Raw genomic sequence first — 21,788 nt, forward strand, 5'->3', positions numbered from 1 at the left:
GTCCGCCTGGGCGGGTTCACGACCGCACCGCACGACGGGCCCTGGCCCGGCCAGGTGCGCTTGGCAGTGTGACAAAGACCTGTCACCGGACCGGTGTCGCTTTCCTCGCCGGGACTGCGGGAATTCCCGGGGCCGCGTCCATGAGGAAACCGGTCGGGAAAAGTGTCAGGGACACGCCGGGAAGGCGTCGTGCCGTACCGGCCCGTCCTGGGCCCAGAATGCGCTGGGCGCGTGTGCCCGAAGTGCCGGGTGGCGCCACCCGGCACCACCCCTGGACCCGACGGACCCGGCGAAGGACGAGAGTTGACCGACCACAACGGGCACCCGCAGCAGCCGCAGTACCCGCAGCAGCCGCACCCCCCGGAGCAGCCCGACCCGCGCACCTGGGAGACCCCCCAGCAGGCTCCGCCGGTCCAGCAGGCCCCTGCCCCGGCCCCTGCTGCTGCTCCGGTTCCTGCTCCGGCTCCTGCTTTTGCCTCCGCCCCCGTCGCCGAACCGGTCCCCGAGCCGGCCCAGGTCCCGCAGGTCTTCCAGGCCGAGCACGCCTGGGTCGACGGCTATGAGCCCGGCAACCCCTGGCAGGCCAGCCTGTGCGTGCAGACGCCGTACGGGACCTTCGCCTATCCCCTCACGCCGAACACGATTCCCGAACTCCTCGAGCAGATGGTCCTGGTGGCGCAGGAGCAGCAGGGGATGCCGGTCGGTTTCGACGAGGATCCCGAGCCGACGTCGCCGGACGAGGAGGCGGTGGACGAGGAGCAGCAGGCGTCCGCCTCCGACCTCCACAGCGGTCGGGCCGCGCGTCTGACGGGCTGGGCCGTCGTCCACGACCTGTGGGAACGCGAGGACCCGACGGCGCGCATCGCGATGGGCGCGGTCGTGGTGGTGCTGTTGCTGCTCGGTATCGTCCTGACCTGAGAGCGCTGACAGACCGAGTGATCACCTGACCGAGAGACACCGAAGGGGACCCATGCCGACGGAGCGAACGGGCCGGACGCCGCAGGACCTCGCCGCCGAGCTGGCCGGTCTGATGACAGTGGACTGGCCGTGGGTCTGGTCGGGGCCTCCGCAGGGCGGCTCGCCCGCGTTCCGTGAGTGGTGCGAGCGGTACGGGTGGGCGCCGCAGAACGCCGAGGGGGATCTGCGCGTGCTGACGGGCACGGGCGGCAGGCTGACGTTCGGATCGGGTGGCCGGTGGAACCCGGTGACCGACATCGATTACGTCGCCCGGGATCTCGCGGCCGTGAGCGCGACCGAGAACGAACAGGTCATCGCCGCCACGGCCGAGGACTGGACGCAGCACCTGAACGCCGCCGCAGGTGTCCTGGGCGCGCCCTCGTGGTCCGGTACCTGGGACGCCCCGGACTTTCCGGAGCCCCCGCACGAGAGGTACTGGCCGAGCCGGGACTTCCGGTCGAAGACCCGACGCCCCTACCGCTTCGCCTACTGGGCTCCCGCCACCGGTCGGCCGGAGCAGCCCCTCGTGGTCCTCGACCAGTCCGTGTCGTTCCCGACCTGGACCGAGACCGCGCCCGGCGGATCCATGATCTGGCTGAAGTTGTTCCGGACCGCGGAGGGTGAAGGGATGCACCGGTGACCTACGCGGCGCCGCCCACGCGCGAGGAGGCAGCGCGGGCCGTGGCACTGGAAGACGCTCACTGGGCTCGCCGGCCCGTCACGGAGATGCAGGGATCCGAGACCGCTCTGCGGATGTACACGGACTGGCAGGCGCAGGTCGCGGCGGCGACGGCGGATCCCGAGGGGAAGCAGAAGGCCGCTCCCGACCTGCTGTCGTATGTCGAGGGAGTGGCGGCGAACGAGCCTGTGACGCGGGCGGACCGCGGTGAGGCCCGCGCCTTCTGGTCCTGGCGGTCCCAGCCGGAGGGGGCGCCCCGCGAGGTGGGGCACCGTTTCCTGGCCCAGGCCTGCGGGGAGTCACGGGGGCTTCAGGTGCTCGAAGACACCCCGGCCGGGCGCAAGCTGGACTCCTACTGGCTCGGCGAGCGATCAGTGCGGGAGGCGCTGGCTAGGGACTACCAGCTGAACCTGCCCGAGGTGGAAGCCGTGGCCACGCAGGTGTGGAAGATCGTCTCGGGGCGGTATGCCGAAGCCTCGCAGGGCCCGGTGGTGGCGTTCGCCGCGGACATCGGAGCGGAGTCCGTGCTCGGCGCGGACGAACTCCCCCGGCTGCTGGCACATACCGAAGTCGGCAAGGAGAACATCAAGTTCCCGATCGACATGCCACGCCACGGGCAACTCCCGCCGGAGATCGACGGCCTGCTCGGGGACGAGACGCTCCGTTCGCAGTGGCGGATGGAGGACATCGACCCCGGAAGGTCCACGCCCCGGCAGTTCGCCCAAAAGCTGGGTGCCATGGACGTGCCGGAGCGACTGAAGGAGAGCCAGGAGGCGGCGGTGTGGCGTCTCGGACTGGCCGAGACCTACGACGAGTTGAACGCACGGGCGAAGACCTCGCAGCCCGCCGCCGTCAACGCGTTCCTCCCCGGCGTCGACGTACGCCCCGTCGCCCGTCCCGCCGCCCCGCGCGGGCCGGCGGCGGGCCACGGGGTCCTCAATCCGGCCGCGGCCCTCACCCTGCCGCCGCCGGTTTCCCAACAGCAGCCCGCAGGAGTCGAGCGATGACCGGTACCGAACCCGCAGCCGAGGAGCCGGAGTTCTACTTCGCGGACGTCTTCGTCTTCGTCTCCGACTACCTCGCCCAGATGATCCGCCGCCGGGTCAACGGCGCTTCGGCCACCTGGTGCCCGCAGTGGTGGGAGCACCCCGAGGCCGGCGCCCGCCTCTCCGCGCTCTGGCTGGCCTGGGAACACCTGCGCCAGGACCCGGCGCTCGGCATGTCCACGTGGTGGCTGCACCACGCCGACCCGCATCTGCGGGTCCTGATGGACGCCGACTCGGGCCCGTTCGCGGCCTGTTCACCCAAGGACGGTCACACGGCGTACCCGTTCGATCCGCTGCCGGTGGATCCGCGGCCTTCCTGAGTACCGGACCGTAGGGAACACCCACTCCCGCTTCCCCTGCACACTTTCCCGAAGCCGGCCGCTCCTTTCCTCGCCGGGAATTCCCCCGACTCCCCGCTTCCGCCTCCCCCTACCGTGTCCCGGTCACCCGCCGTACCGGCTCAGCACAAGGGAGGCGCGGGAACGTGGACTTGCCTGCGGAGAACAAGCGCACGGGGCTCTTGGCCCTGGGGGTGCTCGGGTTTCTCCTGATCGCCGTGCTCACCGTGTTCACCGTCTTCGACGGAGACGACGAGGGCGACGGCGGTGACGCCAAGGGTGGCTCCGCGGTGCCCACGGCCACCTCGGACGGCAGCGCTGCCGGCTCGGACGGGGAGGGAGCCGACGGCGGCGGATCGCAGAGCACCGCGGTCGCCCCGATCGTCTCGGCCTCCGAAGCCGTGAAGGCGCACGCCGCCATGGTCCAGTACATGGCCGGGCTCACCACGTACGACCACTCGAGCAATGCCGCGACCTGGAGTGTTCCGCTGGTCCGGCTCACCACGAACGACGACCGGATGAAGGCCGCGACCTCGCTGCCGACCGGTAAGGAGTGGGCGACCTGCCAGGCCGAGCAGTGCTCCTCCAAGGGGGAGGCCGTCGTGGTGCGCGATGCCCTGGTCTCGGACGACCTGGTGCGTGACAGCGGCCGCTCGATGTCCACCCTGGTCACGGTGACCGCCACGCACACCGCGGGCGGGCAGACCACGACCGAGTCCAACCAGTGGCTGGTGACGGTCAAGGAGGACAGCGGCGACTGGCTCGTCTCCGGATTCGACGTCTTCGGCCTCGGTGACGTGGGCGCGTCCGACGACTCGGGGGTGTGACCCGGCATGGTTGCACCAGCGGTACTGGCCGCCGCCAGCAAGGCGGCGAAGGTCGCCAAGGCCGCGAAGGCGGCCAAGGCGGCGACCCAGCGCGGCGGCGGTCAGGGTGGCGGCGGCGACAAGAACGACAACAAGTGGATGTGGATAGCCGGCGGTGTCGGCTGCCTGCCCATCGCCGGGGTCGGCACCCTCGTCCTGGTCCTGTTGGGAAGCATGATCGGCGGGGTGGGCGCCGGTGCCGCGGCCGCCTCCTGCGGCGACTACGCCGACAACGCCAACGCCGGCAACACCGGTGATGCCGCGGCCACCAACCCGGTCATGCCGGCCGGCAAGATGTACATGCCGAGCGAGACGGCGCGCAACGAGATACCGCCGAAGATGATCCTCGCCGCGATGCGCGCCGCGGCCCGCTACGACGGCCTCGACTGGACGCTCATCGCCGGGCAGATGTACCAGGAGACCAAGTACGGCCAGGACCCCTCGGCCGCGCCCGGCGGCAAGAACTCCCTCGGCTACATGGGGATCCTCCAGTTCGGCAAGCCGGCCTGGACGGACTACGGCGCCGACGGCAACGGCGACGGCACGAAGGACCTGTACAACATCGACGACGCGGCCTGGGCCGCCGCCAACTTCCTGCACGCCAAGAAGGCCGAGACCGCTCCCTTCAAGGCACTCCAGATCTACTCCGGCTCCACTGCCGCCAACACGATCTACCCGCGGGTCGTCCTCACCCAGGCCGCGCGCTACCGCGGGGTGCTCACCGGCGACCAGGACCTCATCAAGCGCTGGTACGCGCATCTGAAGGAGACCATCGAGAAGAACCCCGGCTTCCCCACCCTCGGTAAGCAGTCGGACATTCCCGAACCGGTCGGCAACAACGCCCAGCCCGGCTCCGCGCTCAGCATCGCCACGACCCCGGCCCGCTCCTGGTCGACGCCGGCGCTGGACGGCGACAGCGGTGACGGCAGCACGACCGCGATGTCCCTGGCCGCGTACAGCAGCGACATCAGCGGCAACAGCGACAGCAACATCGTCGGCGCCGGCTACGCGACGACCGTGTCCTTCCCCCTTGCCAAGGAGCCCACCACCGGCAAGGACTGGCAGTGGCCCATGAAGCAGGGCACGTACACGGTCGGTACCCCGTACCACCAGAACGGCCGTATGTGGAGCCTCGGTTACCACACCGGCCTCGACCTGGTGGCCTCCAGCGGCACCCCGATCTACGCCCCGGCCGACGGCAAGGTCGTCCACGCCGGTCCCGGCGGCTCGTACGGCAACATGACGAAGATCGAGCACGCGGGCGGGGTCATCACGCTCTACGGCCACCAGACCTCGATCAAGGTGTCCGTCGGGCAGACCGTCAAGCGCGGCCAGCAGATCGGCACGGTCGGCGCGACCGGCAACGTCACCGGACCCCACCTGCACTGGGAGGTCCTCGTCCCCGGTGTCGACAACCCGTTCGTGGGCGGCCAGGACAAGGGCCCGGGCATGGTCGACCCGGACGAGTGGATGAAGGGCAAGGTCACCGCCAACCCCGATTACGGGACCGTCCCGGGATCCGATGAGAGCAGCAGGGACGCGCAGTACGCCGACTGCGCCGAGGACAACGGCGGTGCCGCGGTGGCCCCGGACGGCGCCGGCGCCTCCGGTGTCCTGCCCGACGCCGACGACCCGGTGATCCGCGCGGTCCTCGGCTGGGCGCAGCGCGGCATCGGGGTCCCGTACGTGTTCGGTGCCCCGCGGCTCCAGGGCGAGAACCCCACCAGCTTCGACTGCTCCAGCTTCACGCAGTGGGCGTACTACATGGCCAGCGACGGCAAGATCAACATCGGTACGACGACCTACACGCAGGAGCCCTACCTCAAGAAGTACGAGGTGTCGCTGTCCGAGGCGCAGCCCGGCGACGTCATCTTCTTCCGGCCGGAGGCGGGCCACTCGGGCCATGTGGGCCTGGTCTGGGACCCCAAGGGCCACAAGATCATCCACGCCCCGCGGCCGGGCAAGTCCGTCGAGTTCAGCAACTGGGACTACCAGGACACGATCACCGGCGTCTACCGCGTGCCGATCCCTCAGGGCACGAACGCGGTCGAGGGCGACGGCACAGACAGCGGAACAGGAGCATGAACCAACAGATGAGGCGTCACCTTCTTCCTCTCACCGGGGCCCTGGTGTCACTGGGGCTGGTCGCGGGCTGCGGCGGAGGCGACGACACGGGGAAGGACGGCGCGACGGACGGGAAGGCGTCGCCCAAGGCGTCCGCGTCCGTCGCCCAGGGCCCCGCGTACGAGGGCCCCGCCCTTCCCGGCCTGGCCCGGAAGCCCGTGTGGAGCCTGACCGCGGACGGTGTCTCGGGATGCCCCGGCGACCCGGTCGAGCGAGCCACGAGCAGGGTCATCGGGGATCACTCGCAGACCTGTGTGCTCGGTGACGCCGTCGTCCTCACCGAGGACGCGACGACGTACCCCGACAACACCGGCGGCACCCCGGAGGAGTACCTCTTCCGGGCCCGCCTCCTCGACGCGGCCACCGGCCGGGAACGCAAGTCGGTCGAGGTCACGATCCCCACCGACGGCTGGTCGAGCGACCGGGATCCGGTGCCCGCCGAGTTCTTCACCCTCGGCCAGTGGAAGGACGGCACACCCGCCCTCCTGGCCGTCGACGGTGATGTGACCCCGGCGAGCGGCCTGAAGAAGGAGTCGGTCCGGACGACGTACACCATGTACGCCCCCTCCGGCGAGAAGCTGGGCAGCTCGGCCTACGACGGTGAGGACGGCACCGACCACACCGTCGAGGCCGGCCATGTACGGCTGAAGGAGGGGAACGACAGCGGCTCCTACGCCCCGCTCGGCGGCGGAGCCACCGTCGAGGTCCAGGACCGGTGGGAGGACCAGGCGCCGATCGGCCCGGGCTTCGGTTACCGGGTGCTTACGTCCCTCGCCGAGTTCTACGTCAGCGGCGACCGGCTCCAGGTCTCCGACCGGCTCACCGGCAAGGAACTGTGGGACACGGAGGGCGTCACCCTGCCCGCCGCCGTGGCGGCGCAGACCCCGGACGGCGACCGGGCGGCCGCCTCCCTCTTCCCGCTCTCCGGGGACAAGGGCCTGCTCGCCTGGGGACTGAAGGACGACACGTACGACGCGCTCCTGACGGTGGTCGACCTCAGGACGGGGCGCACCCTCGTGGAAGGCCCCAGGACCGCCCTCGACCCCAACGACGCGCACGAGCCGGTCGTCGTCCTCTCCGCGGACGGAAAGAGCGTCGTCACCCAGTTCGGCGGAGGCGCGGTCGCCTGGGACGCGCAGACGGGCGACGAGCTCTGGCGTCAGGAGGCGGACGAGCAGGACATCGAGCCGGTGGCACTGCCGACCGGCGACGTCCTGTACGCGTCCGTCAGCGACCTGGGGCTGGCGGCGCTCGACATGCGCACCAAGAAGGTGCTGGCCTCCGGCCTGGAACCCGACTCCTCGCTGAACGACGACGTCGAGGTCCTGGAGCGCACGTCCGACGGCCACACCCTGCTGGCGACGAGCGAGGGCGTCTTCGTCTTCGCTCCGGAGAAGGCCTGACGCCGCCCCTCCCGGTCGGCACCTCCCGGCACAGCCACCCCCCGGCACTGCCCCTCCAGACAACTCAGCAAGTCCACAGTCCAGAAAGGACGGACCCGCGGGTGACCGCAGAACAGCAGAAGAAACCCCGCGCCGAGGACGACTGGACCTTCGAGATCGTCATCGCCGTCGCGGTCGTGCTCCTCGTCGGGGCCGGTGCCTGGCTGGCGGCGAAGGTCGGGGCCGGGTACGCCGACGCGCCGCCGCCGCCCGCCAACCCGCTGACGTTCCTCGTCGAGGTGATCAAGGGCGACTACAGCTGGCCGGGCTCGGCGGCCAGTGCCGTCGCGGCCGGTGAGGCGGTGGTGGTCGGGCTGCTCGGCCTGGCCGCCTACCGGGTGCGGGAGCGGTTCAGGAACAAGCCCAAGGTGGACGGTGCCGCCCAGCACCTCGCGAAGGGCGAGGAGCTCGGCAAGCTGACCATGAAGGGCGCGGCCGCCACCGCCGAGCGCCTCGGGGTGCGGTCGGGCACGCCCGGCGTGTTCATCGGACGGTCCGTCAAGGGGCGCCAGCCGCTGTACGGGTCGTACGAGGACATGCACGTCGACATCTGGGGCCCCCGGACCGGCAAGACGACCCGGCGAGCCATTCCCGCCATCCTGGACGGGCCCGGCGCCGTCCTCGTCACCTCCAACAAGCGCGACATCGTGGACGCGACCCGCGGGCCGCGGACCGCGCGCGGCCCGGTGTGGGTGTTCGACCCGCAGCAGGTCGCGCAGGAGGAGCCGAGCTGGTGGTGGAACCCGCTGTCGTACGTCACCGACGTGGCCAGGGCCCGCAAGATGGCCGACCACTTCGCCAGCGGTTCGCGGGACGCCAACGCCTCCACCGACGCCTTCTTCGACCCGGCCGGCCAGGACCTGCTCGCCAACCTGCTGCTGGCCGCCGCCTGCGCCAAGGCGCCGATCACCCAGATCTACACCTGGCTGTCCAACCCCAAGGACGACGCCCCGGAGCGGATCCTGCGCGGCGCCGGCCACGCCATGTCCGCGGACGGGCTGGCCGGCGTGATCAACGCCCCCGACAAGCAGCGCAGCGGCATCTACGGTGTCGCCCAGCAGATGGCGTCCTGCCTGGTCAATCCCGAGGTCAACCGGTGGGTCACGCCCCCGGCCGACGAGTACGCGGGCGAGTTCGACCCGCACGCGTTCGTCCGGAGCGGCGGCACCCTGTACTCGCTGAGCCGGGAGGGTCGCGACTCCGCCGGGCCGCTGGTGACCGCGTTGACCGTGGCCGTCGTCGAGGCGGCCGAGGAGTACGCCACCACCCAGCGCGGCGGCCGTCTCCCGCTGCCCCTCGTCGGTGTCCTCGACGAGGCGGCCAACGTGTGCCGCTGGCGGAACCTGCCCGACCTGTACTCGCACTACGGCTCGCGCGGGATCATCCTGATGACGATCCTGCAGTCCTGGGCGCAGGGCATCGAGGTGTGGGGCGAGCGCGGCATGGAGAAGCTGTGGTCCGCCGCGAACGTGCGCGTCTACGGCGGTGGCGTCTCGGACACCCGCTTCCTGGGTGACCTGAGCGAGCTGGCCGGCGAGTACGAGCTGCGGGAGTACCAGACCAGCCGTGAGTCGGAGTTCGGCGGCTGGTCCGGCAACCGCGCGATCAGCGAGTCCACGCGCCGCGAACGCGTCCTCCAGGTCTCCGACCTCGGTGCGATGCCGCCCGGCCGGGCCCTCGTCCTCGCCTCCGGCACCAAGCCGGTGCTGGTCGAGACGGTCCCGTGGTGGGAGGGCGCGTACGCCGCCGAGGTGCAGGCCTCGCTGAAGAAGTACGACCCCGGGGCGCGCTGAGCCGACGGCGGCACCGAGGACGGGGAGGGGCCCGGAGGCGACTGCCTCCGGGCCCCTCCCCGTCCGTCCTCCGTCCTCCGTCGCCCGTCGCCCCTCGTCCGTCGCGGATCAGACGCGCGCGGACCGCCGGCGACGCGTGCCGAACCAGGCCGCCGCTCCGCCGACGGCCAGCAGGGCGGCCGCCAGGGAGCCGTAGAGGGCACCGCCGCCCGAACCGGTGGCGGCGAGCGACCCGGTGGCGCTCGTGGTGTTCGTGGTGCCGCCGGTCGTGCCGCCCGTGGTGGTGGCCGCGGAGACGGACGCGGACGCCGACGGGGAGGCCGAAGCCGAAGCCGAGGCGGACGCCGACGCCGACGGCGTCGTGGACGGCGTACCGCTCGGCGGGGTGACCAGGGTCGGGCCGGCCTTCACCTTGGTCTGGGCGCCGTTGAACCCCCAGGTGTCGCCCATGGAGAACAGCGCCTGCAGCGGGACGACGGTGTCCTTCTTGATGTCGCTGTTCTTCCCCAGGGAGAGGTACAGCTTGACGCTCTGGGTGCCCGTGGAGGAGCTGAAGCCCTTGGCTATGGCGGGGAGTTCCCACTCGCTGTCGTTGAACTCCTTGAGCTTCACGATCTTGCCGCCGACCTCGGCCTCCAGGACGAAGTCGGGGTTGCCGGCGCCCTCACGGAACTCCTGGGCCGACACGGTGCGCCGCAGCTCGGCGGGGAACTCGCCGGGGCCGGTGGCCGTGGCGTTCAGCTCCAGCTCGGCACGCTGACCGGGCCGGGCGACGGCGCCCGCCTTCTGCTCCCAGGCCACGTTGAGCTTGCCGGGCGTGATCGCCGGGTCGATCTTGAAGACCTGGGTGTTGCGGGACGGCTCGTCGTCGGTGTCGCCGATCAGCCGTCCGGCGGTGAGGGTGAAGTCACCGTCGTTGGTGGGGTAGGAGGCGCCGAGGCCGACCGTGACCTTCCAGGTGTACTCGCTCTTCGCCGGGATGGAGAAGGTGGACGCCGCGTTCCCGGTGGCCGGGAAGAACAGCCCCTGGAAGAGGCCGTCCTGGCGGCCGACGGCCGACTTGGTCGCGGGTGCGTCGACCGCGCTCACGTCGAAGACGATGGAGTCCTTCAGCACCGGGCTCGGACCGTCCGGCGTACCCGGCAGCCAGGCCGAGAAGTCCTGTGCCTTGTCGGAGGAGTTGGCGACCGTGAGGATCATCGACTCCGTCGCCCCGCCGCGCTTGAGCGGACCGGTCGGGGTGGGCGCGCCCAGCGTCATCTTCAGCGCGTGTTCGCCCGCCTTGTCGGCGGCGACAGCGGTGGCCGGGACGAAGGCGGCGCCGGCGACCGCGGTGACGACGGCGGTCGCGGCCACGGTGCGGATGCGGCGGGCGGCGACGGAACCAGCGGACATGATGAATCCCCCCAAGGAATCAATGAGCAAGGCACGCCGTGACGACGGCGGCGAAGAACACGAACGAGAAGCACGACGAGCGAGAGGTGCGACGAGCGAGAGGTGCGACGAGCCAGAGGTGCGACGAGCGAGAAGCGCGACGACAAGGCGGAGAACGGAACCGGAGGAGTGACCGCCCGCCGGTACTGCTTGTCCCCCCGGCGGCTCACGGTGCACTCATCTTCACCCGGAATTCACAGGTGATCAATCGTCGCTCCGTCACCACTTCGCAACAGCGCCGGAAGCAACGATTCCACTGGTCAGGGGCTGATGGCGGCAGCCGGCCGCGACTCGCCGGGTTCCGGCGGCAGACCCGGTACCCGCCGGCCGCCCCGGCCGAGGACTCGTCCAGGCCGGTCCGTTCCAGCCGGACGGTGCCCTGCCGCTCGGTCGGAAAGAAGGAACGCCGTGATCGTGGACCTGCGAGGAACAGCCTTGGTCGTGCGACTTTTTGCCCACTCGTCGGCTGATTCTCTGTCCAGGTCTTTTCAACGTCTCCGCGTGCTCTCCATGCGTCTTCACCTGCTAAGCGGAGTGTGATGTTGCTACTTCGTTAAGTAGTTCCGCTTGACGCCGATGGCCGCCGCCGCGTTGTCTTTTCAGACACCTGGGTCCAGATGTCACACCCATGTGTCCGGAATCGCACCGAACGCACCTGAAGTGAGCCCCCGAATGCGTCGTATCGCCATAGCTGTGGTCGCCTCCACGATGTCCCTGTCGCTCGCCGGGTGCGGAATGCTGGGGGCTTCGGAGAACGGCAGCAGCGCGACACCGACCCGGAGCAACGACGTCACGGTGGGCGTGCTGATGCCGGAGGAGACCAACACCCGGTACGCGGACTTCGACTACCCCATCATCAAGAAGAAGGTCGCCGAGCTCACCGAGAACAAGGGCCGGACCGAGTACGCGAACGCCGCCGGGGAAGCGAAGACGCAGCTCACCCAGATGCAGAAGATGATCGACGAGAAGGTCGACGTCATCCTGCTGGACGCCGTCGACTCGAAGTCGATCGCGTCGACGGTGCAGAAGGCCAAGGACGCGAACATCCCCGTCATCGCGTACGACCGCCTGGCCCAGGGGCCGATCGACGGGTACGTCTCCTTCGACAACGAACTCGTCGGCGAGGTGCAGGGCCGCACTCTCGCGGAGGCCATCCCCAACCTTCAGGCCAGCGACAAGATCGTCATGGTGAACGGCTCGCCCACCGACCCGAACGCCGGGCAGTTCAAGGCGGGCGCGCTCAACGAGCTCAACGGCCGGGTCACGGTGGCGAAGTCGTACGACACCGACAAGTGGAGCCCCGAGGTCGCCGAGGCCAACATGACGAAGGCGATCGAGGCGCTGGGCGTGTCCAACATCGCCGGCGTCTACTCCGCCAACGACGCCATGGCCGGCGGCATCATCAAGGCCCTCAAGGCCGCGGGTGTCAGCTCCGGTGACCTGCCCCCGATCACCGGCCAGGACGCGGAGTTGGCGGCCGTGCAGCGCATCATCAGCGGCGAGCAGTTCATGAGCGTCTACAAGCCGTACCCCAACGAGGCCGAGGCCGCCGCCGAGGCCGCCGTCGCCAAGGTCCAGGGCCGCGACATCCAGTTCGACGCCCTCACCCGCGACCGGGTCGACAGCCCGACGAACAAGGACATCCCGGCCAAGCTGGTGACCGTGGTCGCGCTGACGAAGAGCAACATCAAGACGACCATCGTCGCCGACGGCATCTACAAGGTCTCCGAGATCTGCACCGCCAAGTACAAGGCCGCCTGCCAGGCCCTCGACCTGCTCTGATCCGAGCCGCGGACCCCGGGCGGGCCCGAGCACCCGCCTGGCCCGCGCCGGCCCGCGGGACGGCGAGCAGCGGCGCGGGACAACCGTCCACGGGCACGACGTGCTGCCCGTCCAAGAGCGGAAGCGCGGGGGGCCCGGCAGCAGCCGCCACGGGGCGACACCGTCCCTGAAGGAGCGGCAGGGTAGGTGTCGGCGAGGCAGGCCTCCGGGGCTCTGACCCGCTGAGCGGCCCCTCGTTGTAGGCAATCCCATTGCGGCGCGTCGAGGATCCCGGGCACCGGGTCCAGCGACCGGGGCCGTTCCTCGCCCGCGAAGGCGTAGGGCACCCCGCGTCCGGTGAAGGCGCGGGCCATCTGGTGGGCCCCGCACCGCAGTTCACCCGGTTCGCTCGGCCGGAGCGGTCGGCGCGCAGGCGTCGAGCGTGTCCGCCGCGGGCCGACGTCAAGTGGCGTACGTGACACGGCGATCACTCCGGCGTTTCCGGGAGTGCACGGGTGCTCGGTGTGCCTGCGGGGCACTGCGGGTGTGGTGGCCCGTGGCCTGAGCCCGGCCGGACTCCCCCGTGGTCCGGCCGGGTTGGCTGTGCCCTCCCCCGAGTGGGGAGCACCCGGGGGCAAGCGGAACCCACCATGCCTTGTCGCGAGCGCCGGGCACCACCGTCAGCTTGTTGCAGTGCGAGGGGAGGAGGCCGGGAGAAACAGGAACAGACCGGTGGTTTTCCCAGGCGTCGGCCGGGGCAGCCGTGTTGCGGAGCCGGTCCAGGCCGCGCATAGTTGCGCTCCGGAAGAGGCGTACGGCGGGGGTGGGATGGGCGATGGCCGGGCACGGGACGGAGGAGCATCCACACGGTGCCGACCGACTGTGTGACGCCGGGGATCGCGTGTATTCCCGGGCCGTACGGCGCGGCCGGGTGGCGCGGACCGACGCCGAGCCGGTCCCCTGCCTCCTGGAACTCGCCCTGCTGCACCCCGATCCGGACGACATGGACTGGCTGGTGCCGACCTCCCCGCAGGAGGTCATGACCCGGCTGTTGCGCGGTCTGTACGACGAGGTGAGCGCGAGCGGGCGCCGGATGGGCTCGGCGGTCGCCGCCTTCGAGTGGTACGCGGGCCTGGGCGGCCCTGGGCGGGGCGGGACGGCCGGCGAGGGCGCGGCGATCCGGGTCCTGGACGGCGCCTCCCGCATCCAGGCCGCCCTGGACGCGGCGACCGTGGCGTGCACGACCGAGGTCCTCACCGTGCAGCCCGGCGGCATCCGGCGTGAGCACGAGCTGTCCGAGGGCCTGCACCGGGCGCTGGAGCTGCGCGGCCGGGGCGTGCGCATGCGGGACATCTACAACCACGTGGCCCGGCACGGCCAGGGCCTGCTGACCTACCTGGAGCTGATGGGCGACGCGGTGGAGGCCCGCACGCTGGACGAGGTCATCGACCGGCTGATCCTCTTCGACCGCACGGTCGCCTTCATCCCGGCGAACACCGACCGCACCATGGCCCTGGAGCTGCGCCACCCGGCCCTGGTCTCCTACCTGGTGACGGTCTTCGAGCGGCTGTGGCGGCTGGCGATCCCGCTCACCGCGCCGCTGCCCGAGACCCGGATCGAGGGCATCTCCCACCGGGAGCAGTCCATCGCCGCCCTGCTGGCGGAGGGGCACCAGGACGCGGTGATCGCCGAGCGCCTGGGCATCAGCGTCCGCACCTGCCGTGCGCACATCGCCCGGCTCTCGGAGACCCTGGGCGCGGCCAGCCGGACCCAGTTGGGGGTGCGGATCGCGCAGGTCGGCCTCGACCGGCCGTCCGGGGAGGGCGAGCAGCCCTCGGTCAGTCTTCCGGCGCCGGGGGCCGGTCCGGACCCGGCCGCTGCTCCTGCTCCCGCTCCTGCGCCCGGTTCCGGTTCCGTTCCCGGTCAAGGATCCCCGACTGCCCGATGAGGTAGCCGAGTTGGGCGCGGCTCTCGCTGCCGAGGGTGGTGGCGAGTTTGGCGATGTGGACGCGTGCGGTGCGGATGTTCATGCCGAGGCGGTCGGCGATGACGGCGTCGGTGTGCCCTTCGACGAGGAGGGCGGCGATCGCCTGCTGCCGGGGGGTGACGCCGTTGAGGGACGGGCGGTGCACCGCCTGCGGGTACATCGGCGTGGCCAGCCGCCAGAGGCGGTCGAAGGTGATGGTGAAGTACGTGAGGAGGGCCGGGTGGCGGACCTCCAGGGCCAGTCGGCCGTCCTCGCCGGCGGGGATGAAGGCGACCGTGCCGTCGATGACGATGAGGCGGTCGGTGACCTCGTCGAGGGTGCGGGCCGCCACGTCGCCCCGGAGCTGCTCGTAGCGGGCCAGGACGAGGGGCTGGTGGCGCTGGGTGTGCTGGTAGAGGGTGCGGATGCGGCAGCCCCGGTCGAGCAGGGCCTGATCGCGGGCCATGGCCACGGTCTGGGCCGCCTCGCCGCGCGGCCCGCTGTAGTGGACGTTGGGCTGGATGCAGAGCAGTTCGTCCGTCGCCTCGGCGGTCGCCTCGGTGATGGCCCCGTTGATCTGGTCCGTGCCGCTGAGGAGCCGCAGGGAGGCGGGGTCGGCGGCGGCGGTGCGGCTGCCGGTGATCCGCATCAGGGGTTCGAAGAGGGTCGCCAGTCGTTCCTCGCGGCGCCGTTCGTCGGCGATGCGGGTGCCCGAGGCGCGCAGCAGCCGGTGCAGGGCCAGGGCCGGGGAGACGGGTTCGAGCTGGTCCGGGTCGTCCAGGACCGGGTGCAGCAGGCCGAAGGACAGCAGACAGGGGGCCGCCGTCTCGGCCTCCTCGGCCTTGATCCGCCCGTCGTGCAGGGCCGTCTCGTAGAGGTTCGTGCCGGCGGCGCACAGGTTCTCCACGCCGTGGTGGGGGTGCGGCGGCGCGTTCACTGCGAATCTCTCTCCTGTTCGAGGACGGCGGACGGCGGACGGCGGGGGGAGTTCGGCGGCCGGGCAGTCGGGTGGACGGCGGTACGGCGGGCGTGCCGGTCCCGGTTCTCGGTCCCGGGCCCGCCCGCAGGGTCAGGGTTCCTGTTTGAGGAGCCCCGACTGGGCTATGAGGAAGCCGAGTTGGGCGCGGCTGCCGCTGCCCAGAGCCGTGGCGAGTTTCGCTATGTGGGCTCGGCAGGTGCGTACGTTCATGCCCAGACGGCGGGCTATGGCCTCGTCGACATGCCCCTCGACGAGGAGCTTGGCGATGGAGTGCTGGATGTCCGTGATGCCGTCGGGGGCGGTCTCGTAGGGGGCCCCGGTGGCCAGCGGGACCGCGCGGCCCCACATGAACTCGAAGACCTTGATCAGGTAGCGGACGAGCCCCGGGTGCCGGAGTTCGAGGGCGACCTGTCCGTCGTCCCGGGTCGGGATGAAGGCGACGGTCTCGTCGCAGATGATCAGCCGCTCCACGAGTTCGTCGATGGTGCGGTACTCCACCTTGCCGTCGGTGAACTGGGAGACGTAGCCGAGCGTCTCGGGGCTGTACCGGGCCGTGTGCTGGTAGAGGGTCCGGATCCGGCAGCCGCGATCGATCAGCGGTCTGTCCCGCTCGAGGCCCTGTACGAGGGTGTGTTCGAGGCGCCGGCGGCTCGGCTGGACGGTGAGCATCTCGGTCTGGCACTGGGAGGTGGCCAGATCGAGTGCCGCGTTGATCCGGTCGATGCCCTCCAGCACCGTGATCGAGTGTGTGGTAGGCGTCGGCTGGGCGCTGAGGGTCATGAACGGCTCGAAAGCGTCGGCGAGTTCGACCGACAGCCGTCTGCGCTGGGTGATCTCGCGCTCGATCGGGTTGAGCAGCTGGGACAGGGCGATCGACGGGGGCACCGGACGTAGCCAGTTCGCGTCGTCCGGGTCCGCGTGGAGCAGGGCGAACTCCATCAGACACGGAGCAGGCTCCACGTCCGCACGGGCTATGCGGCCCGTCCGAAGAGCGTTCCCATAGAGACGGCGACCTTCCTCGCACAGCTCAGTCGACGCATGAGGATGTGTCTGCTTTGTCTCATTTTTCGTCAAATCTCCACCCCCCAGGGTCCTGAACGTGCAGGAACATGATGCATCGATTGTGTGGCCATGACGTGCCCGAATGGGCCATCGTCGTAGTGGACGGGGGAGAGGTGACCTTCAAATGAGGACGAAGCCGACTATGCATAAGAGAATGCTTCGCTCGGCGCTTGCCGCCGCCTTCTCCGCCGCCTTGGCCTTCGGGGCGCTGAGTGGCCTTGCGGGAACGACGGGTGACACGGCGCGCGACAGTACCTGGAGCACGGGTACCGAGACCGTCGCGGCGCCCGCGGACAGTACGTGGGTCGCGCCCCGCGACAGCACGTGGGTGATCACGGCGGCAGACGTGCCGGGTGACAGTACTTGGGTCGCTCCCAGCGACAGCACGTGGGTCGCCGAGTCATGACCACTCCACCCGACGACCGCTCCTTCCGTCGCGAAATGGCCACCGCCTACCGCTCCGGCTGGCACTTCATCGACCTGGTCACCGCCATCCCCCACAGTGGTGACTCGTTGATGGTGACGGTGTTCGGCGAGCCGGTGGTCGTGACGCGCGACGAGGACGAGGACGTACGGGCCTACCGGTGCCTGCGCAAGCCCCGGGGGGCGCCGCAGCCCGTGCGGTGCGCCATTCGTTACGGAATGATCTTTGTGAACCTGGACCAGCGGGACCACAGGCTCGTCGAGCCCGAGACCCCGCCCCTGAAGACCATCTCAGCCACCCCCCGCAGTGCCTGACGCGATTCCCCCGTCGTAACAGATCGCTCAGGCGCTTCCCCCCGCAGCGGCGTCACCGTGACCTGAACACGGTGACGCCGCTGTAATTTGCGGAGAAATTTCCGCACATGCACCCGCTTGAGCGTTGGCCGAAAAACGACGTGGACGGATCTGGTCATCCGCCCCACCCGCGTCAGCCGCGACCCATCGCCCGGGTCAGCTCGATCTCGATCACCACGCGCGCGGGGTTCGGGCTCGGCGTGCGCCCGTAGCGCTCGGCGTACCGGCGCTCCGCCTCCGCGACCCGGTCCGGCTCCCCGCGCACGAACGCCCTGCCCTCCAGGGTGGCCCAGCGTTTGCCGTCCACCTGGCACACCGCGACCAGAGCGCCGCCCGGCCCCGCCGCCAGGACGTTGCCGATCTTGGTGCTGCGCTTGTCGGCGATGACCCGAGCGAGCCGGGCCCCGGGTTCGTATGTCACTCCGACCGGAACCACGTGCGGGCTGCCGTCCGGACGTGGTGTGGTCAGGGTGCACAGGTGTCGTTCGCGCCAGAAGGCGAGATACGGCGCGTCCGGGGCGCCCGGGTCCTGGGGGTATGCGGCCATGGGCCGGAACCTAACCCCTTCCGGGACTCCCGTGCACACCTTGAGCGGAATAGACTCAACTTTGTGTACGCTGACTGAGTCAGACACGGGAGACTGCTGACGCCAGGAGGAGAAAGCGAACGTGGACGCCGAGCTGACCAACCGGAGCCGGGACGCGATCAACGCGGCCAGCAACAGGGCCGTGTCCCAGGGACACGCCGACCTCATCCCCGCCCATCTGCTGCTCGCTCTGCTCCAGGGGCAGGAGAACGACAACATCGTCGATCTCCTCGCCGCCGTCGACGCGGACCAGGCGGCCGTGCGGGCCGGGACCGAGAAGGTGCTCGGCGCGCTGCCCAGCGTGACCGGGTCCACCGTCGCGCCCCCGCAGCCCAACCGCGAGCTGCTCGCCGTCATCGCCGACGCGCAGAGCCGGGCCCGCGACCTGGGGGACGAGTACCTGTCGACCGAGCACCTGCTCATCGGCATCGCCGCCAAGGGCGGACAGGCCGGTGACGTGCTGGCCCGGCAGGGAGCGACCCCCAAGAAGCTCCAGGAGGCCTTCCAGAAGTCCCGCGGCGGGCGCCGGGTGACCAGCGCCGACCCCGAGGGGCAGTACAAGGCCCTGGAGAAGTTCGGGACGGACTTCACCGCCGCCGCCCGCGAGGGCAAGCTCGACCCGGTCATCGGGCGGGACCAGGAGATCCGGCGCGTCGTGCAGGTCCTCTCCCGGCGCACGAAGAACAACCCCGTCCTCATCGGCGAGCCCGGCGTCGGCAAGACCGCCGTCGTCGAGGGGCTCGCCCAGCGGATCGTCAAGGGCGATGTGCCCGAGTCCCTCAGGAACAAGCGGCTCGTCGCGCTCGACCTCGGCGCGATGGTCGCGGGCGCCAAGTACCGGGGCGAGTTCGAGGAGCGGCTGAAGACCGTCCTCGCCGAGATCAAGGGCTCCGACGGGCAGATCATCACCTTCATCGACGAGCTGCACACGGTCGTCGGCGCGGGCGCCGGCGGCGACTCCGCGATGGACGCCGGCAACATGCTCAAGCCGATGCTCGCGCGCGGTGAGCTGCGCATGGTCGGCGCGACGACGCTCGACGAGTACCGGGAGCGGATCGAGAAGGACCCGGCCTTGGAGCGCCGCTTCCAGCAGGTGCTGGTGGCGGAGCCGTCGGTCGAGGACACCATCGCGATCCTGCGCGGTCTGAAAGGCCGCTACGAGGCCCACCACAAGGTGCAGATCGCGGACGCTGCCCTGGTCGCCGCCGCGACCCTCTCCGACCGGTACATCACCTCCCGCTTCCTGCCCGACAAGGCCATCGACCTGGTCGACGAGGCGGCCTCCCGCCTGCGCATGGAGATCGACTCCTCGCCGGTCGAGATCGACGAGCTCCAGCGGTCCGTGGACCGGCTCAAGATGGAGGAGCTGGCGCTCAGCAAGGAGACGGACGCCGCCTCCCGAGAGCGGCTGGAGAAGCTGCGCCGCGACCTCGCCGACCGGGAGGAGGAGCTGCGCCTGCTCACCGCCCGCTGGGAGAAGGAGAAGCAGTCCCTCAACCGGGTCGGCGCGCTGAAGGAGAAGCTCGACGAACTGCGCGGCCAGGCCGAGCGTGCCCAGCGCGACGGCGACTTCGACACCGCCAGCAAGCTGCTGTACGGGGAGATCCCGACCCTGGAGCGCGACCTGGAGGCCGCGTCCGAGGCCGAGGAGGAGGCCGCGAAGGACACCATGGTCAAGGAGGAGGTCGGCTCGGACGACATCGCCGACGTCGTCGCCTCCTGGACCGGCATCCCCGCGGGCCGCCTCCTGGAGGGCGAGACGCAGAAGCTGCTGCGCATGGAGGAGGAGCTCGGCCGCCGTCTCATCGGCCAGGCGGAGGCGGTGCAGGCCGTCTCCGACGCCGTACGCCGCTCCCGCGCGGGCATCGCCGACCCCGACCGCCCCACCGGCTCCTTCCTCTTCCTCGGCCCGACCGGCGTCGGCAAGACCGAGCTGGCCAAGGCCCTCGCCGACTTCCTCTTCGACGACGAGCGGGCCATGATCCGCATCGACATGTCGGAGTACGGCGAGAAGCACAGCGTCGCCCGCCTGGTAGGCGCGCCCCCCGGCTACATCGGCTACGAGGAGGGCGGCCAGCTCACGGAGGCGGTGCGCAGGCGCCCGTACAGCGTGGTCCTGCTCGACGAGGTGGAGAAGGCGCACCCGGAGGTCTTCGACGTCCTGCTCCAGGTCCTGGACGACGGCCGGCTGACCGACGGCCAGGGCCGCACGGTCGACTTCCGCAACACCATCCTGGTGCTGACGTCGAACCTGGGCAGCCAGTACCTGGTCGACCCGGTGACCACCGAGGCGGAGAAGAAGGAACAGGTCCTGGAGGTGGTGAGGGCCTCGTTCAAGCCGGAGTTCCTCAACCGGCTCGACGACCTGGTCGTCTTCTCGGCCCTGAACAAGGCGGAGCTGGAGCGGATCGCCCGCCTCCAGATCGACCGCCTGGCCAAGCGGCTCGCCGAACGCCGCCTCACCCTGGAGGTCACCGACGCGGCCCTGGCCTGGCTCGCCGACGAGGGCAACGACCCGGCGTACGGCGCCCGCCCGCTGCGCCGCCTGGTCCAGACGGCCATCGGCGACCGTCTCGCCAAGGAGATCCTGGCCGGCGAGATCAAGGACGGCGACACGGTCCGGGTGGACACCTTCGGCGAGGGCGAGGGCCTGATCGTGGGCCCGGCGACCGGCAAGACGCTGTAGCCCCGCGCCCCCAGCCCCCGGCTCATCTCACGTCGTGAACGCCGAGTACCGCACCCGTACGGTCTCGGCGTTCACGTGCGTCACGTTCACGTCGACGTAGTAGGCGTCCGTCCCGGGGCGGTCGGTGACGTCGAGCTGGAAGCAGTAGTCCGAGCCGTGCACACAGGCCTGGGTTCCCGGGCCGCCCGGCTCGGGCGCCTCCGGGTAGGTGTCGGCCAGCCAGGCGTCGAAGCCCGCGCGCGGCATCCGGAAGTCGGCCTGGTAGTTCGTGTCCAGCCAGGACTGCACCGTGCACGCGGCGTCCTCGGCGCCGGTCGGCAGCTCGGCCCCGCCGAACGCCAGCGCCTCGGCACAGGGCACCTTCTTCAGCCGGGTGCCGTCCACCTCCTCGTCGTCGGTCAGTACCCAGACCGCGAACAGCACCAGCAGCCCGCCCACCAGCAGCACCGGCAGGGCCAGGATGGCCGCCACCACGCCCCACCTGGTCCGGCCCCGTGGCCCCGGCCCCGCCGACACACCGGCCGCGCTTCGCCCGTTCGCCATGCGAATCCCCTCCACCTGTCACCGCGCCTTCGCGCAACAGGCCGGATCATGTCAGCTCAGGGCTGACAGGCCCGTGCTGGGCTTGCCACCCCCCTCCCCGCATGGGGGAGGATGGCGGGATCCGTACGAAGGGAAAAACACGGTGAGCATCGACCCGTCCTCGATTCCGAACTTCGGGGGCCAGCCAGAGCCGCAGCCCCAGGGTGGACCGGCGGGCCCCGTCGTCCCGGATCAGGATCTCGTGAAGCAGCTCCTCGACCAGATGGAGCTGAAGTACGTCGTCGACGACGAGGGTGACCTCGCGGCGCCGTGGGAGGAGTTCCGTACGTACTTCATGTTCCGCGGCGAGGGTGACCAGGCGGTCTACTCGGTGCGGACGTTCTACGACCGGCCCCACAAGATCGACGACAAGGTGGCGCTGCTCGAGTCGATCGACGACTGGAACCGCCGCACCCTGTGGCCGAAGGTCTACACCCACACCCACGACGACGGCACCGTCCGCCTCATCGGCGAGGCGCAGCTGCTGATCGGCGCCGGTGTGAACATCGAGCTCTTCGTCTCCTCGACGGTGAGCTGGGTGCGGGCGGCGATCGAGTTCGACAAGTGGCTCGTGGAGCAGCTGGGCCTGGAGTCGGCGGTCAACGACGCCGACGAGAAGCCCGAGGACGGCGCCGAGGGCGCCGAGGGCTCCAACTAGGTCCGCAACCCCTGTACGCCGAGCGGGCGCCCGTCCACAGCCTGTGGACGGG

18 protein-coding genes are annotated in these 21,788 nt (G+C 70.7%); 13 read left to right on the forward strand and 5 right to left on the reverse strand.

Annotated elements, in window-relative coordinates:
• Nucleotides 1-303 precede the first annotated feature (303 nt).
• From ACFVYS_RS38250 to ACFVYS_RS38285, 8 genes are all read left to right on the forward strand, one after another.
• Nucleotides 304-918, forward strand: a complete 615-nt coding sequence (locus ACFVYS_RS38250) for a hypothetical protein (RefSeq protein ID WP_389509727.1) — start codon at nt 304-306, stop codon at nt 916-918.
• A 52-nt stretch (nt 919-970) separates the two neighbouring features.
• Entirely contained in the window at nt 971-1,597 is a 627-nt protein-coding gene (locus ACFVYS_RS38255; protein WP_389509729.1) for a hypothetical protein, read from the forward strand.
• A gap of 86 nt (nt 1,598-1,683) precedes the next feature.
• Nucleotides 1,684-2,643: a hypothetical protein gene (locus ACFVYS_RS38260; protein WP_389509731.1), complete on the forward strand. Its 960-nt coding sequence runs from the start codon at nt 1,684-1,686 to the stop codon at nt 2,641-2,643.
• Nucleotides 2,640-3,002: a DUF4913 domain-containing protein gene (locus tag ACFVYS_RS38265; protein WP_389509733.1), complete on the forward strand. Its 363-nt coding sequence runs from the start codon at nt 2,640-2,642 to the stop codon at nt 3,000-3,002. Before ACFVYS_RS38260 ends, ACFVYS_RS38265 begins: the two co-directional genes overlap by 4 nt.
• Before the next feature lie 164 nt (nt 3,003-3,166).
• Entirely contained in the window at nt 3,167-3,847 is a 681-nt protein-coding gene (locus tag ACFVYS_RS38270; protein ID WP_389509735.1) for a hypothetical protein, read from the forward strand.
• 6 nt (nt 3,848-3,853) lie between these two features.
• Nucleotides 3,854-5,971 carry a peptidoglycan DD-metalloendopeptidase family protein gene (locus tag ACFVYS_RS38275; protein ID WP_389509737.1) on the forward strand — a complete coding sequence of 706 codons (2,118 nt, stop codon included), beginning with the start codon at nt 3,854-3,856 and terminating at the stop codon, nt 5,969-5,971.
• A gap of 8 nt (nt 5,972-5,979) precedes the next feature.
• Entirely contained in the window at nt 5,980-7,413 is a 1,434-nt protein-coding gene (locus tag ACFVYS_RS38280; RefSeq protein ID WP_389509739.1) for a PQQ-binding-like beta-propeller repeat protein, read from the forward strand.
• Between the two features lie 101 nt (nt 7,414-7,514).
• Nucleotides 7,515-9,245, forward strand: coding sequence for a type IV secretory system conjugative DNA transfer family protein (locus ACFVYS_RS38285; RefSeq protein WP_389509741.1), 1,731 nt, complete (start codon nt 7,515-7,517; stop codon nt 9,243-9,245).
• A 108-nt stretch (nt 9,246-9,353) separates the two neighbouring features.
• On the opposite strand, the gene ACFVYS_RS38290 is transcribed toward ACFVYS_RS38285, so the two are convergent.
• Nucleotides 9,354-10,640, reverse strand: a complete 1,287-nt coding sequence (locus ACFVYS_RS38290) for a hypothetical protein (RefSeq protein WP_389509743.1) — start codon at nt 10,638-10,640, stop codon at nt 9,354-9,356.
• Nucleotides 10,641-11,351: 711 nt separating this feature from the next.
• On the opposite strand from ACFVYS_RS38290, the gene ACFVYS_RS38295 reads away from it, so the two are divergent.
• Together ACFVYS_RS38295 and ACFVYS_RS38300 are read left to right on the forward strand one after the other, a co-directional pair.
• Entirely contained in the window at nt 11,352-12,461 is a 1,110-nt protein-coding gene (locus tag ACFVYS_RS38295; protein ID WP_389509745.1) for a sugar ABC transporter substrate-binding protein, read from the forward strand.
• Between the two features lie 814 nt (nt 12,462-13,275).
• Nucleotides 13,276-14,388: a LuxR C-terminal-related transcriptional regulator gene (locus ACFVYS_RS38300; RefSeq protein ID WP_389509747.1), complete on the forward strand. Its 1,113-nt coding sequence runs from the start codon at nt 13,276-13,278 to the stop codon at nt 14,386-14,388.
• Here the strand turns inward: ACFVYS_RS38300 and ACFVYS_RS38305 are convergent.
• Together ACFVYS_RS38305 and ACFVYS_RS38310 are read right to left on the reverse strand one after the other, a co-directional pair.
• Nucleotides 14,279-15,343, reverse strand: coding sequence for a helix-turn-helix transcriptional regulator (locus tag ACFVYS_RS38305; RefSeq protein ID WP_389509749.1), 1,065 nt, complete (start codon nt 15,341-15,343; stop codon nt 14,279-14,281). The genes ACFVYS_RS38300 and ACFVYS_RS38305 overlap by 110 nt on opposite strands.
• A 132-nt stretch (nt 15,344-15,475) precedes the next feature.
• Nucleotides 15,476-16,459 (reverse strand): helix-turn-helix transcriptional regulator, encoded by a 984-nt coding sequence (locus ACFVYS_RS38310; protein ID WP_355702571.1) that lies wholly within the window; start codon nt 16,457-16,459, stop codon nt 15,476-15,478.
• 390 nt (nt 16,460-16,849) lie between these two features.
• Here ACFVYS_RS38310 and ACFVYS_RS38315 point away from each other — a divergent pair, with 390 nt between their 5' ends.
• Nucleotides 16,850-17,185: a hypothetical protein gene (locus ACFVYS_RS38315; protein ID WP_054241900.1), complete on the forward strand. Its 336-nt coding sequence runs from the start codon at nt 16,850-16,852 to the stop codon at nt 17,183-17,185.
• Nucleotides 17,186-17,357: 172 nt separating this feature from the next.
• On the opposite strand, the gene ACFVYS_RS38320 is transcribed toward ACFVYS_RS38315, so the two are convergent.
• The gene (locus tag ACFVYS_RS38320) at nt 17,358-17,771 is read right to left on the reverse strand and encodes a pyridoxamine 5'-phosphate oxidase family protein (RefSeq protein WP_389509751.1); all 414 of its coding nucleotides are present in this window, start codon (nt 17,769-17,771) and stop codon (nt 17,358-17,360) included.
• Nucleotides 17,772-17,892: 121 nt separating this feature from the next.
• Between ACFVYS_RS38320 and clpB the strand changes: the two genes are divergently transcribed.
• Nucleotides 17,893-20,496, forward strand: a complete 2,604-nt coding sequence (gene clpB / locus ACFVYS_RS38325) for an ATP-dependent chaperone ClpB (protein ID WP_389509753.1) — start codon at nt 17,893-17,895, stop codon at nt 20,494-20,496.
• A 27-nt stretch (nt 20,497-20,523) separates the two neighbouring features.
• On the opposite strand, the gene ACFVYS_RS38330 is transcribed toward clpB, so the two are convergent.
• A complete protein-coding gene (locus ACFVYS_RS38330; RefSeq protein WP_389509755.1) occupies nt 20,524-21,039 on the reverse strand; it encodes a hypothetical protein in 516 nt (171 codons plus the stop codon).
• Nucleotides 21,040-21,181: 142 nt separating this feature from the next.
• Between ACFVYS_RS38330 and ACFVYS_RS38335 the strand changes: the two genes are divergently transcribed.
• Complete coding sequence (locus ACFVYS_RS38335; RefSeq protein ID WP_389509757.1) at nt 21,182-21,736, forward strand: YbjN domain-containing protein; 555 nt, start codon at nt 21,182-21,184, stop codon at nt 21,734-21,736.
• Nucleotides 21,737-21,788 lie beyond the last annotated feature (52 nt).

The organism is Streptomyces sp. NPDC058295, assembly GCF_042880655.1.
GTDB lineage: Bacteria > Actinomycetota > Actinomycetes > Streptomycetales > Streptomycetaceae > Streptomyces > Streptomyces coriariae.

What these genes read in the sequence shown, in the direction of transcription:
- ACFVYS_RS38255 (WP_389509729.1), top strand. Translation starts at nt 971, where the DNA reads ATGCCGACGGAGCGAACGGGCCGGACGCCGCAGGACCTCGCCGCCGAG.
- ACFVYS_RS38260 (WP_389509731.1), top strand. Translation starts at nt 1,684, where the DNA reads ATGCAGGGATCCGAGACCGCTCTGCGGATGTACACGGACTGGCAGGCG.
- ACFVYS_RS38265 (WP_389509733.1), top strand. Translation starts at nt 2,640, where the DNA reads ATGACCGGTACCGAACCCGCAGCCGAGGAGCCGGAGTTCTACTTCGCG.
- ACFVYS_RS38275 (WP_389509737.1), top strand. Translation starts at nt 3,854, where the DNA reads ATGGTTGCACCAGCGGTACTGGCCGCCGCCAGCAAGGCGGCGAAGGTC.
- ACFVYS_RS38280 (WP_389509739.1), top strand. Translation starts at nt 5,980, where the DNA reads ATGAGGCGTCACCTTCTTCCTCTCACCGGGGCCCTGGTGTCACTGGGG.
- ACFVYS_RS38290 (WP_389509743.1), bottom strand. Translation starts at nt 10,640, where the DNA reads ATGTCCGCTGGTTCCGTCGCCGCCCGCCGCATCCGCACCGTGGCCGCG.
- ACFVYS_RS38295 (WP_389509745.1), top strand. Translation starts at nt 11,352, where the DNA reads ATGCGTCGTATCGCCATAGCTGTGGTCGCCTCCACGATGTCCCTGTCG.
- ACFVYS_RS38300 (WP_389509747.1), top strand. Translation starts at nt 13,276, where the DNA reads ATGGCCGGGCACGGGACGGAGGAGCATCCACACGGTGCCGACCGACTG.
- ACFVYS_RS38315 (WP_054241900.1), top strand. Translation starts at nt 16,850, where the DNA reads ATGACCACTCCACCCGACGACCGCTCCTTCCGTCGCGAAATGGCCACC.
- ACFVYS_RS38320 (WP_389509751.1), bottom strand. Translation starts at nt 17,771, where the DNA reads ATGGCCGCATACCCCCAGGACCCGGGCGCCCCGGACGCGCCGTATCTC.
- ACFVYS_RS38330 (WP_389509755.1), bottom strand. Translation starts at nt 21,039, where the DNA reads ATGGCGAACGGGCGAAGCGCGGCCGGTGTGTCGGCGGGGCCGGGGCCA.